We start from the raw sequence: 12924 nt of genomic DNA, 5'->3' as shown, positions 1-12924 counted from the left end.
CGGGGTAGGGAGGCCGCATGACACCCGAAGCCCGAATCGCCGCCGCCGCGGAGGTGCTCGACGCCTGCCTCGACGGGCAGCCCGCCACCCGCGCGCTCCTCAACTGGTCCCGCGCCAGCCGCTTCGCCGGATCCGGCGACCGCAACGCCGTGCGCGACCTCGTCTACGGCGCGCTGCGCCGGAAGCGCTCGGCCGCGGCCCGGGGCGGGGGCGAGACCGGGCGCGCTCTGATGATCGGCCTGCTGCGCGAGGCGGGCACGGCGCCGGAGGCGGTCTTCACCGGGCAGGGCCATGCGCCCGCGCCGCCGAGCGATGACGAACGCGCCGCGTGGCGAGAGCCCGACGGCGACGGTGAGCGCTGCGACCTGCCGGACTGGCTGGTCGCGCCGTTCGGGGAGGCGCTCGGCCCCGCATGGGAAGAGACAGCGCTGGCGCTCCGCGACCGCGCGCCCGTGTTCCTGCGGGTGAACTTCCGGAAAACCACGCAGGATCAGGCGCTTGCGGCGCTGTCCTCGGATGGCATATCCGCAGTGCCGCACGCCATCGCGGACGGCGCGCTGATCGTCACCGAGGGTGCCCGGAAGGTCGCCCAGAGCGCTGCCTATCGCGACGGGCTCGTGGAGCTGCAGGACGGCGCCAGCCAGGCTGTCACCGCATCACTTCCGATCTCCAAGGGGATGAAAGTGCTCGATTACTGCTGTGGCGGCGGCGGCAAGACGCTGGCGATGGCGGGCCGGGCAGAGGCCACCTTCCACTGCCACGATGCCGACCCGGGGCGGATGGCCGATCTGCCCGCGCGGGCGAGGCGCGCGGGTGTAAGGGTCGAGCTGCTCGGCACCGGCAGCCTCGCCCGTCACGCGCCCTACGACCTCGTCCTGTGCGACGCGCCCTGTTCCGGCAGCGGGTCGTGGCGGCGCGATCCCGAGGGCAAGTGGGCGCTGACGCCGGGCCGCCTCGCCGCGCTCGGGGATGTGCAGACCGGGATCCTCGACGCGGCGGCCGCGCTCGTGGCCCCGGGCGGCACGCTGGCCTATGCCACCTGTTCCTTCCTGCGGGCGGAGAACGAGGACCGGGTCGCGGCCTTTCTCGCCGCGCATCCCGACTGGCGCTGCACCTTCCAGCGCCGCTTCGGGCCGCAGGATGGCGGCGATGGCTTCTTCATCGCCCACTTGACCGGCTGAACGGCCGCCGCCGATACTTCGGCGGGCATCGGAAAGGCCGATTAATCGGCGCTTAATTCTTTTCCGGCCCAATGCGCGCGTCGCGATGGTTCGGGGAGAGGGATTCTGGGGGGCGATGGACGTGACCGGGACAACGGGGTCTGACAAGTCTCTGACGCGGCTCTCGCTGTCGCTTGCGCCGGCGCTCGCCGTGCTGCCCGTGGTGTCCGTGACGCTGCTGGCCGCGGCGGTCCTCCTCCGCCGGGAGGTGCCCGTTCAGGTGCTCGCCACCGCGGCGCTTGCGGTGCTGATCGCCTATGCCGCGCTGCGGATCCTGCTCGCCCGCCACCGGCTTCTCAGCGGGATGTCCGTCGCCTCGGTCGCCTCGGTCGTCGCCAACGATCCGGCCCCCTGTTTCGTGACCGCGACCGACGGGGAGGTCCTGCATGGCAACCCCGCCGCCGTCGACCGGTTCGGTCCTTGCGGTCCGGGCGGGCTGACGCCGCTGTTCGAAGGGCTGATGGCGAATCCCGCCGGGGTCTTCCGCCGCATGGCCAGCCGGGCGCAGGTGTCCGGCACCGCGCACGAGGACATCGTCACCCCGCGCGGCCCCTCGCGGCTGAGCGCGCACCGGACCGAGGGCGACCTGCTGCTCTGGCGCTTCGTCGAGATCGTCACGCCGGGCGGCGTCCCGCCGGGCACCGACTTCGCCCTGCTGACCGTCGGGCGGTCGAACTCGATCCTCTTCATGAACCAGGCCGCGCGCCAGCTTGTCGGGGACCGTCCCAAGGCGCTGGCCGCGCTCTTCGACACGCTCCCGCTGCGCCCCGGCGAGATTCACGAGATGGTCACCGCCGAGGGGCGGAGGCCCGTCCGCGTGGTCGAGATCGGGGACCGCGGCGGCCGCCGCGAACTGATGCTGCTGCCGGAACAGAGCCCGGCGCCCGCGGTCGAGGCGCCGAGGGACGCCCCGCAGCTGCTCGAGACGCTCCCGGTGCCGCTGCTGCTTCTCGGCAAGGACGGCCTGATCGACTCGGCCAACGCCCCCGCGCAGGACCTGCTTGGGCCCGAATGCCATCCCGGCACGCCGCTCTCGGCCCTGCTGGAGGGGCTCGGCCGCTCCGTCGCCGACTGGCTGGCCGAGGCCGCAAGCGGGCGGGAGCCGGTGCATTCGGAATTCCTCCGCCTCGGCGTGCCGGACCGCGAGGTCTTCGTGCAGGTGACGCTGAAGACGGCGATGCTCGACGGCGCGCCGCGGCTGCTCGCGGTGCTCAGCGACGCGACCGAGCTCAAGACGCTCGAGGCGCAGTTCGTCCAGAGCCAGAAGATGCAGGCCATCGGCCAGCTCGCGGGGGGCGTGGCGCATGATTTCAACAACCTGCTCACGGCGATCTCGGGTCATTGCGACCTGCTTTTGCTGCGGCACGATCCCGGCGATCCGGATTATTCCGAACTCATCCAGATCAACCAGAACGCCAACCGCGCCGCCTCGCTCGTGGGGCAGCTTCTGGCCTTCTCGCGCAAGCAGACCCTGCGCCCCGAGGAGCTCGACCTGCGCGACACGCTGAGCGATCTCACCCATCTGCTGAACCGCCTCGTGGGCGAGAAGACCACGCTCAGCGTCAGTCACGACCCGCTGCTGCGCCCGATCCGGGCCGACAAGCGGCAGCTGGAACAGGTGATCATGAACCTCGTCGTCAACGCCCGCGACGCGATGCCCGAGGGCGGCGAGATCCGGGTCGAGACCGAGACCCTGCGCCTGAGCGAGGCGCTCCGCCGCGACCGGGCCGAGGTGCCGGCCGGCGAATATGTCTCGGTCAAGGTGATCGACACCGGCAAGGGGATCTCGGCCGACAAGCTGCCGAAGGTCTTCGAGCCCTTCTTCACCACCAAGCGGGTCGGGGAGGGGACAGGCCTCGGCCTGTCCACCGCCTACGGCATCGTCAAGCAGACCGGCGGCTACATCTTCGTCGACAGCGAGGTCGACAAGGGCAGCTGCTTCACGCTGCTCTTCCCGGTGCTCGAACTGCCGCGCCCTGCCGCCCCGGCGCCCGCGCCCGCCCCGTCGGACCGCGCGAAGGGCCATTTCGCGCAGGGCGTCGTGCTGCTGGTGGAGGACGAGGCGCCGGTCCGCGCCTTCGCCAGCCAGGCGCTGCGCATGCGCGGCTACACGGTGCTAGAGGCCGAGAGCGCCGAGGCCGCGCTGCAGACGCTGGAGGACGCAGAGCTCAAGGTCGACATCTTCGTCACCGACGTGATCATGCCCGGCATGGACGGGCCGAGCTGGGTGCGCAAGGCGCTCGAGACCCGCCCCGATACGGGCGTCGTCTTCGTCTCAGGCTATGCCGAGGAGGCATTTGCGGAGGGCCAGGCGGGCATCCCGAACTCCGTCTTCCTGCCCAAACCCTTCTCGCTGACCGAGCTCACCGACACGGTCCGGCGCCAGATGCACTGAGCTCAGGGAATCGAGGCGTAGAGGTCGAACTCCGCCGCGCATTTCCGGCGGTATTTCTCTTCGACCTCCGGAGAGAGACGAACCTCCATCGCCGGCGAGACGTTCTCGCGCCCGAGCGCGATGCCGGTCCCGAGGCGCTGTTCGAGAAAGTCCAGCAGCGCCCCCTGGTCCTCGTAGCGGAAGAGGCGCGTGACGCGGGTGCCGTTGCCTGCCGGCTCGAGGAACTTCGACTGGCTGCCGACATCGGCGAAGGCGGGCCGCTCGCCCCGGCAATAGGCGTCGACGAAGGCGTCGAACCCGATCCCCGCGGTGGAATTCGCGCGCCCGTCCAGCTCGGCCCGCTGGCGATACCGCCACCACGAGCCCAGCCACGAGACCGGTTCGCGCATGACGGCAATCACCTCGAGATCGGGGGCCACGAATTTCTCGAGCATCGGCCGAAAGAACCGGTTGTAGCGGAAGACGGGCGCATGTTTCAGCTCGGGCGGATTCTGCACCCAGATATCGGCGCGCGGCCCGAGGGCGGATTCGATCGCCGTCGTCCCGGTCTTGGGCACCGAGAGAATGACCAGCCGGGCCTTTGAAAACACGAGCATTTTCGCTGCATCCCCCGTCGCAGGCGCGTTGCAGGGATACGTAAACTACTCCTTAACCCTGTTCGTCAACACTGCGCTTGGGAAGAAAATTATTGTAATGTTCTCTTTTTGGTCCTAAATGTTCCGGAACAAGAGGCGAACATCGGCAGAAAGCCCGTGCGATTGCCTGTCGGCATCGGGTGTGAAACAAGGAAGTCAAACATGGCAACGGCAGACCTTCTTTCTATGGACAGCAAACGCGACCCCAACAAGCAGAAGGCGCTGGATTCGGCGCTGGCCCAGATCGAGCGGCAGTTCGGCAAGGGCTCGATCATGAAGCTGGGCGGGGACAACCCGATCAAGGATATCGAGTCGACCTCGACCGGCTCGCTGGGCCTTGATATCGCTCTCGGCATCGGCGGGCTCCCGAAGGGCCGCATCATCGAGATCTACGGCCCGGAAAGCTCGGGCAAGACGACGCTGACGCTGCATTGCGTGGCCGAGGAGCAGAAGAAGGGTGGCGTCTGCGCCTTCGTCGACGCGGAACACGCGCTCGACCCGCTCTATGCCCGCAAGCTGGGCGTCGATCTGGACGAGCTGCTGATCTCCCAGCCCGACACCGGCGAGCAGGCGCTCGAGATCACCGACACGCTGGTGCGCTCGGGTGCGGTCTCGATGGTCGTGGTCGACTCGGTCGCGGCGCTGACGCCGAAGAGCGAGCTCGAGGGCGACATGGGCGACAGCTCGGTCGGCGTGCATGCCCGCCTGATGTCCCAGGCGATGCGCAAGCTGACCGGCTCGATCGCGCGGTCGAACTGCATGGTCATCTTCATCAACCAGATCCGGATGAAGATCGGCGTCATGTTCGGCTCGCCCGAGACCACGACGGGCGGCAACGCGCTGAAGTTCTACTCCTCCGTCCGGCTCGACATCCGCCGCATCGGGTCGATCAAGGACCGCGACGAGGTGGTCGGCAACACGACCCGCGTGAAGGTGGTGAAGAACAAGGTCGCACCGCCCTTCAAGCAGGTCGAGTTCGACATCATGTACGGCGAGGGGATCTCCAAGATGGGCGAGTTGCTCGATCTCGGGGTCAAGGCCGGCGTGGTCGACAAGTCGGGGTCGTGGTTCTCCTACGGCGACGAGCGGATCGGGCAGGGGCGCGAGAACGCGAAGACCTTCCTGCGCGAGAATTCCGCCATGGCGATGGAGATCGAGGACAAGATCCGCGCCAGCCACGGGCTCGACTTCAACGGCTCCGAAGAGGACGGCGCCGTCGTCGACGAGTGACGCCTCCGCCCGGGCCGTGACGGACAGGAAAGGGCGGCCCCGGGGCCGCCTTTTTCGCATTTCGGCGGGCCGCCACTGGCTGTGGACACCGCGCCCCCGCGTCGCTACATCGGGCCAAAGCTACGCCGCGAGTGCAGGGGCCCGATATGCAGACGCTGAACGACATCCGTTCGACCTTCCTGAGCTACTTCGAAAAGCAGGGCCACACGGTCGTGCCATCCAGCCCGCTGGTCCCCCGGAACGACCCGACGCTGATGTTCACCAATTCCGGCATGGTGCAGTTCAAGAACTGCTTCACCGGGGTGGAGAAGCGCGATTACGTCCGGGCGACCTCGGCGCAGAAATGCGTGCGGGCGGGCGGCAAGCACAATGACCTCGACAATGTCGGCTACACCGCGCGGCACCATACCTTCTTCGAAATGCTGGGGAATTTCAGCTTCGGCGATTACTTCAAATCCGAAGCGATCCCCTTTGCATGGGAGCTGGTGACGAAGGAGTTCGGCATCCCGAAGGACCGGCTCTACACCACGGTCTATCACACGGATGACGAGGCCTTCGAGATCTGGCGCAAGATCGGCGTGCCCGAGGACCGGATCATCCGCATCGCGACCTCGGACAACTTCTGGCAGATGGGTCCGACCGGCCCCTGCGGCCCCTGCACCGAGATCTTCTTCGACCATGGCGAGAAGTTCTGGGGCGGCCCTCCGGGAAGCCCCGAGGAGGACGGGGACCGGTTCATCGAGATCTGGAACGTCGTCTTCATGCAGAACGAGCAGTTCGAGGACGGCTCGATGCGGGCGCTCGACATGCAGTCGATCGACACCGGCATGGGGATCGAACGGGTCGCGGCGCTGCTGCAGGGCACCAACGACAATTACGCGACCGACCTGATGCGGGCGCTGATCGAGGCCTCGGCCCATGCGACCTCGTCCGATCCGGACGGGCCGGGCAAGACCCACCACCGGGTGATCGCGGATCACCTGCGCTCGACGTCGTTCCTGATCGCCGACGGGGTGATGCCCTCGAACGACGGGCGCGGCTACGTGCTGCGCCGGATCATGCGCCGCGCGATGCGCCACGCGCATCTTCTGGGCGCGCAGGATCCGCTGATGCACCGGCTGGTGCCGGAGCTGGTCCGCCAGATGGGCGAGGCCTACCCGGAGCTGCGCCAGGCGCAGCCGATGATCGAGGAGACGCTGAAGCTGGAGGAGACCCGCTTCCGCCAGACCCTCGACCGCGGGCTGAAGCTGCTCGACGAGGAACTGGGCAAGCTCCCCGAGGGGGGCGACCTGCCGGGGGCTGCGGCCTTCAAGCTCTATGACACCTACGGCTTCCCGCTGGACCTGACGCAGGATGCGCTGCGCGAACAGGGCCGGGCGGTCGACACCGAGGGCTTCGACGCCGCCATGGCCGAGCAGAAGGCCAAGGCGCGCGCTGCCTGGGCAGGGTCGGGCGAGGCCGCCGACAGCACCATCTGGTACGACCTGGCCGAGAAGCACGGCGCGACGGAGTTCCTGGGCTACGACACCGAAGCCGCCGAGGGGCAGATCCTCGCGCTGGTGAAGGACGGGTCCGAGGCCGACAGCCAGGGCCCGGGCGAGGCGTTCCAGATCGTGGTGAACCAGACGCCGTTCTACGGCGAGGCCGGCGGCCAGGTCGGCGATACCGGCGTGATCGAGACCGAGACGGGGCGCGCGCGCGTCACCGACACGAAGAAGGCCGCAGGCGTGTTCATCCACTTCGCCGAGGTCGAGGAGGGCACGCTCTCCCGCGGGCAGGCCGCACGGCTGACGGTCGATCACGACCGCCGCTCGCTGATCCGGGCCAACCACTCGGCCACGCACCTGCTGCACGAGGCGCTGCGCGAGGCGCTCGGCGATCACGTGGCGCAGCGCGGCTCGCTGAACGCGCCGGACCGGCTGCGGTTCGATTTCAGCCACGGCAAGGCGCTGAGCCGGGAGGAAATCGCGCGGATCGAAGAGGACGTGAACCGCTTCATCCGCCAGAACACCGCCGTCGAGACCCGGATCATGACCCCCGACGACGCCCGAGGGTTGGGCGCGCAGGCGCTCTTCGGCGAGAAATACGGCGACGAGGTCCGTGTCGTGTCGATGGGCAAGGCCCAGACCGGCAAGGGGCAGGGCGGCGACACCTATTCGATCGAGCTTTGCGGCGGCACGCACGTCGCCCGGACCGGGGATATCGGGGCCTTCGCCCTGACCTCAGAGACGGCGTCGTCGGCCGGCGTCCGCCGGATCGAGGCGCTGACGGGCCAGGCGGCGCTCTCGGAACTCAGGGGGCGCGACGTGGCGCTGGCGGAGATCGAGGGGCTTTTGAAGGTCGGCGGCGCGGGTGTCGTGGACCGGGTGAAGGCGCTGGTCGACGAACGCCGGGCGCTCGCGAACGAGGTCGCGCAACTTCGCCGCGAACTGGCGATGGCGGGCGGCAGCGGGCAGGGTGCCAAGGCGCCCGAGGCCGAGGAGGTGAACGGCGTGAAGTTCCTCGCGCAGGTTCTCTCCGGGGTCTCGGGCAAGGACCTGCCCGCGCTCATCGACGAGATGAAGGCGCGGATCGGCTCGGGCGCGGTGCTGCTGATCGCGGATACGGACGGCAAGGCGGCGGTGGCCGCGGGCGTGACGCCCGACCTGACGGCGACGCTCTCGGCGGTGGATCTGGTCCGCGCGGCGGTGCCCGAGCTCGGCGGCAAGGGCGGCGGCGGCCGCCCGGACATGGCGCAGGGCGGGGGGCGCGACGCCGCCAATGCCGATGCGGCCATCAACGCGGCCAAGGCCGTGATCGGAGGTTGAGATGCCCGCACTCTGGATTGCCCATGTCAGCGTGACCGACGAGGAGGCCTATGGCCGTTACGCCAGGCTCGCCGGTCCCGCGATCGACAAGCACGGCGGGTATTTCATCGCCCGCGCAGCGCGTTACGTGCAGCTCGAGGGGAAGGACCGGCCGCGGAATGTCGTCGCGAAGTTCCCGAGCGTCGAGGCGGCCGAGGCCTGCTACCATTCGCCCGAGTACCAGGAGGCGCTCAGCCATGCGAAGGGTGCCTCCGAGCGGGAGCTGGTGATCGTCGAGACGACCGAGTGATCCGGCGGAGCGCGGGCCCCTGGCCCGCGCACGCGATCTGATCCGGTTCGAGGGGGGCTTTGCCCCCCTCTTTCGCGTCCGGGCGGACGCGAAATTCACCCCCCAGGATACGTGACCAGAGGAAAGCGGGCCCTGCGTCAGCCGCGGAGGCGGATGCCGTCCGGGTCCCAGGGCGGGGTGTCGATGCGGCGGGCGGGGCGGCGCTCGCCGAGGATCTCGATCTCGACCTCGAGGCCAGGGATGTCGGCCGCCGTCGGGACGAAGCCGAAGGCGATGGATGTGCCGAGGTGGTGGGAATAGCCGCCGGAAGTGCAGAAGCCGACGACCGCGCCATCGCGCCAGATCGGTTCGTAGCCGTGCACGTCGGTGTCGGTCGCCGCGACCTCGAAGGCGGCAAGGCGGCGGGCGGGGCCCTGGTCGCGTGCGGCCTCGGCGGCGGCGCGGCCGATGAAGGGGGCGGGCTTGTGCCAGTGGATGAAGCGGTCGAGCCCGGTCTCGGCCGGGGTGTAATCGGGGGAATATTCCCGGAGCCAGGAGCCGAAGAGCCGGTCGAGCCGGAGCGACATCATCGCGCGCATGCCGAAGGGTTTCATGCCGTGCGGCTGCCCGGCCTGCCAGAGCGTGTTCCAGAGGCTGCGCTGGCTCATCGCGTCGCAGTAGATCTCGTAGCCGAGATCGCCGGTGTAGCTGACGCGCTGGACGATGCACTCCGCCATGCCGATGGTCATGCGGCGGGCGTCGAGGAAGCGCATCGCGGCGACCTCGTCGCGGGTGCAGGCGGCGAGGACCTCGCGCGCCCTGGGGCCCGCGATCTGGAAGCCGGTCGAGAGATCCGAGATGTTGGTGAGCGTGACGCCGTCCTCGAGGTGCTCTTCGAACCAGCGCATGTGGTAGGCTTGGGCGGCGTAGCTGGCGGTGAGGCGGAAGAGCTCGTCGCCGAGGCAGGTCACGGTGAAATCGCCGATGATGCGGCCCGCCTCCGACAGCATCGGGGTGAGGGAGATGCGGCCCGGTTTCGGGATTCGTCCCGCCATGATGCGGTCGAGCCAGTCCCGCGCCCGGGGGCCGGTCACGAGGTATTTCCCGAAGTTCTGGATCTCGTTGATGCCGACGGCCTCGCGGACGGCGCGAACCTCGCGCGCGGTGGCTTGATGCGCGTTCGAGCGCCGGAACGAGGGCGTCTCGTAGCGCGGCTCGTCGCCGGTCGCGAAGTAATTCGGCACCTCGAGCCCGTATTGCTGGCCCCAGACCGCGCCCAGGGCATCGAGGATGTCGTACATCGGCGTGGTGCGGAAGGGCCGCGCGGCGGGCTTCTCCTCGTTCGGATAGGCGACCGAGAAGCGGGTCTGGTAATTTTCGATGACCTTGGGCCTCGTGTAGCCCGGCGTGGTCCAGGTGCCGAAGCGGGCGACGTCGAAACTCGCCGTGTCGCGCTCGCATTCGCCCTGCGTCATCCACTGCGCCAGCATCAAGCCGACGCCGCCGCCCTGGGAGAAGCCTGCCATGACGGCGCAGGCGGACCAGTAGTTCCGGAGCCCCGGGACCGGGCCGACCAGCGGATTGCCGTCGGGGGCGAAGGTGAAGGGGCCGTGGATGACGGTCTTCACGCCCGCCTCGGCGAGCACGGGGAAGCGGCGGTAGGCGAATTCGATCGAGTCGGAGATCTTGTCGAGGTCGTCGGGCAGCAGCTCGTGCCCGAAATCCCAGGGCGTGCCGTCGACGGCCCAGGGCTTCGCCCGCTGCTCGTAGAAGCCGATGCAGAGGCCGCGGCCCTCCTGCCTCAGGTAGCTTTCGCCGGCGGGGTCCATCACGTGGGGATGCTCGGTCGCGCGCTCGTGGATCGCCGGGATGTCGTCGGTGACGATGTAATGGTGCTCCATCGGGTGGAGCGGCAGGTAGACGCCCGCCATCGCCGCCACCTCCCGGGCCCAGAGACCGGCCGCGTTCACCACGTGCTCGGCATGGATCGTGCCCTTGTCGGTGACGACGTCCCAGGTGCCGTCGGGGCGCGGGTTCGTCTCCCGCACCATGCACTGCGTCTCGATCGTGGCGCCCTGCATCCGGGCGGCCTTCGCGTAGGCATGGGTGGTCCCCGACGGGTCGAGATGGCCGTCGAGAGGGTCGTAGAGCCCGCCGATGAGGCCCGCGATGTTGGTCACGGGCGCGATCTCGCGGATCTCCTCGGGGGTGACGATCCGGGTGTCGAGCCCCATGTGCCGGTGCTTCGCCCGCTCCGCCAGCATCATGTCGAAGCGGTCCTGCGTGTCCGCGAGCGTCACGCCGCCCACGTGGTGCAGCCCGCAGGACATGCCGGTGATCTCCTCCAGCTCCTTGTAGAGCCGGATCGTGTAGCCCTGCAGCGCCGCCATGTTGGTGTCGCCGTTGAGCGTGTGAAACCCGCCCGCCGCGTGCCAGGTGGAGCCGCTCGTCAGCTCGGAGCGCTCCAGCAGCATCACGTCCGACCAGCCGAGCCTGGTCAGGTGGTAGAGAACCGAACAGCCGACGACGCCGCCGCCGATGACCGCGACGCGGGTGGTGGTTTTCATGGCGCGCTCCCTCATGTCATCGCCGTCAGCCTGTCGTCTGCGGGGCGCGGATGCCAGCCGGAATGCGACAGGAGATGTCGCCGATGGAACGCGCCGCGCCGCAGTGGACCGGGAGAGGCAATCTGCTATGTGGTTGATGACCCGCAAGGAATGGACCGCTCATGATCCCGACGCTGCTCCGCAAGCTTCACGATTTCTCCCGCATCCTCGTGGTGCGGGTGCTTCTCATCGCCATGCTGGCGGTGCTGGCGATCGCGCTCGCCAAGGTCTTCAGCGCGTTCATCCCGGACGGGATCAGCTACAAGGTCGGCGCCGAGGCGGTGGACAGCATCCTGCAGATCCTCGCGACCTCGATGCTGACGGTGACGACCTTCTCGCTGACCGTCATGGCCGCGACGCACCGCTCGGTCTCGAGCCTCTGGACGCCGCGCGCGCATCAGATCCTGCTGCAGGACACCACGACGCACAACGTTCTCGCGACCTTCATGGGGGCCTATGTCTATGCCCTCGTCGCCATCATCCTGCGCGAGACCGAGGTCTTCGCCGGCGAGGAGCTGCTGGTCCTCTTCGGCATGACGATCCTCGTCGCGCTGCTGGTCGTCGCCGCGATCATCCGCTGGATCAGCCACCTGGAGATGTTCGGCTCGCTGATCGAGACCGGCGGGCGGATCGAGCAGCGCACGACCGAGGCCTGGCGGCTGCGCGCCGGCTGGCCCACTCTCGGGGCGGAGCCGCTGGCGGATGTGCCGCGCGGCGGGACCCGGGTCGTGGCCGATGACAGCGGCTATCTTCAGCAGATCTACCAGGACCGGCTGCAGAAGGCGGCGGAAGAGGCCGATGCCCGCATCTGGATCACGCAGCATGTCGGCGACTTCATCCACCGGGGCGAGGTTCTTGCCGTGACCGACAGCGACGACGAGGACCTGGCGGGCAGGATCCGCAACAACATCTCCATCGGGTCGCTCAGGAATTACGCGCAGGATCCGGAATTCGGGCTGCTCTGTCTCTCCGAGATCGGCAGCCGCGCGATGTCTCCCGGGATCAACGACCCCGGCACCTGCATCGACGTGATCGGCCGGATGTCGCGGATCATCCTGTCCTTCGGAGAGGTCCATGGCGGGGAGGAGCTGCGCTACGACCGGATCTTCGTCGAACCGTTCGACGTGGGCGAATGCCTCGAGCGCACCTTCGTGCCGTTGGCCCGCGACAGCGCGGGGTTCTACGAGGTGCACCGGGCGCTGCGCCGCTCCCTGGCCGCGATCGCCGGGCATCCGGATCCGGCGCTCTCCGCCGCGGCGCTCCGCATCCGCGCCGAGGCCGAGGCGATCGCCCAGGAGGGCATGGACGTGAACGACATCAAGCGTGTGCTGCACGACTGAGACCGGGCGCTCATTGACCGCTGCGTGTCGGCCCCGGGCCATCCGTCCGGGGCCGTTCCGCGCGAGGGTGGCCCTGACCTCCGAGCGCCAGGCGGTCACGATCGGCGGCGAGGTCATCGGGCCGGATCCCGCATCGGACAATGCAGCTCTGCCGCGCGCGCGAGGCCGGGACGGGGCAGGGCCGCGGGGTGTTCCAGCCGGGCGCGCTCTCCCTCGCGCAAACCGGGACCCGCGCGCCCCATCTCAGGCTCCAGGCCGCGAAGGCGAAGCTCCACGGCATGAACTTCGACGAAATCACCCGGGACGAGGCCGACCGCCATGTACGAACCCGAAGGCGGCAGCCACACCCTCATGTCGCTCCGCCCCGAGACGCGCGCCGGCTCCCGGTCCCGCGACTATGCGCCGGAATACCGCCCACAGGAG

8 protein-coding genes are annotated in these 12924 nt (G+C 69.1%); 6 read left to right on the top strand and 2 right to left on the bottom strand.

The window, feature by feature from the left end; genetic code table 11:
• Positions 1 to 17: 17 nt before the first annotated feature.
• Both Q344_RS0105660 and Q344_RS0105655 read left to right on the top strand, forming a co-directional pair.
• A complete protein-coding gene (locus Q344_RS0105660; RefSeq protein ID WP_028285835.1) occupies positions 18 to 1181 on the top strand; it encodes an RsmB/NOP family class I SAM-dependent RNA methyltransferase in 1164 nt (387 codons plus the stop codon).
• Positions 1182 to 1302: 121 nt separating this feature from the next.
• The gene (locus Q344_RS0105655) at positions 1303 to 3615 is read left to right on the top strand and encodes a hybrid sensor histidine kinase/response regulator (RefSeq protein ID WP_229669137.1); all 2313 of its coding nucleotides are present in this window, start codon (positions 1303 to 1305) and stop codon (positions 3613 to 3615) included.
• Between the two features lie 2 nt (positions 3616 to 3617).
• Here the strand turns inward: Q344_RS0105655 and Q344_RS0105650 are convergent, their stop codons facing one another.
• Positions 3618 to 4211 carry a hypothetical protein gene (locus tag Q344_RS0105650; protein ID WP_028285833.1) on the bottom strand — a complete coding sequence of 198 codons (594 nt, stop codon included), beginning with the start codon at positions 4209 to 4211 and terminating at the stop codon, positions 3618 to 3620.
• A 201-nt stretch (positions 4212 to 4412) separates the two neighbouring features.
• Between Q344_RS0105650 and recA the strand changes: the two genes are divergently transcribed.
• The 3 genes from recA (at position 4413) to Q344_RS0105635 (ending at position 8576) form a co-directional block, all read left to right on the top strand.
• The gene (gene recA, locus Q344_RS0105645) at positions 4413 to 5480 is read left to right on the top strand and encodes a recombinase RecA (RefSeq protein ID WP_028285832.1); all 1068 of its coding nucleotides are present in this window, start codon (positions 4413 to 4415) and stop codon (positions 5478 to 5480) included.
• 146 nt (positions 5481 to 5626) lie between these two features.
• Positions 5627 to 8287: an alanine--tRNA ligase gene (alaS, locus tag Q344_RS0105640; RefSeq protein ID WP_028285831.1), complete on the top strand. Its 2661-nt coding sequence runs from the start codon at positions 5627 to 5629 to the stop codon at positions 8285 to 8287.
• Position 8288: 1 nt separating this feature from the next.
• Entirely contained in the window at positions 8289 to 8576 is a 288-nt protein-coding gene (locus tag Q344_RS0105635; RefSeq protein ID WP_028285830.1) for a DUF1330 domain-containing protein, read from the top strand.
• A 137-nt stretch (positions 8577 to 8713) separates the two neighbouring features.
• Here the strand turns inward: Q344_RS0105635 and Q344_RS0105630 are convergent, their stop codons facing one another.
• Positions 8714 to 11122, bottom strand: coding sequence for a GcvT family protein (locus tag Q344_RS0105630; protein ID WP_028285829.1), 2409 nt, complete (start codon positions 11120 to 11122; stop codon positions 8714 to 8716).
• 161 nt (positions 11123 to 11283) lie between these two features.
• On the opposite strand from Q344_RS0105630, the gene Q344_RS0105625 reads away from it, so the two are divergent.
• Positions 11284 to 12501, top strand: coding sequence for a DUF2254 domain-containing protein (locus Q344_RS0105625; RefSeq protein WP_028285828.1), 1218 nt, complete (start codon positions 11284 to 11286; stop codon positions 12499 to 12501).
• Positions 12502 to 12924 lie beyond the last annotated feature (423 nt).

The sequence above is a fragment of the Pseudooceanicola nanhaiensis DSM 18065 genome, assembly GCF_000688295.1.
Taxonomy (GTDB): Bacteria; Pseudomonadota; Alphaproteobacteria; order Rhodobacterales; family Rhodobacteraceae; genus Pseudooceanicola; species Pseudooceanicola nanhaiensis.
Note: the sequence above shows the minus strand (reverse complement) of the source record. Positions and strands in the feature narration are given on the sequence as shown.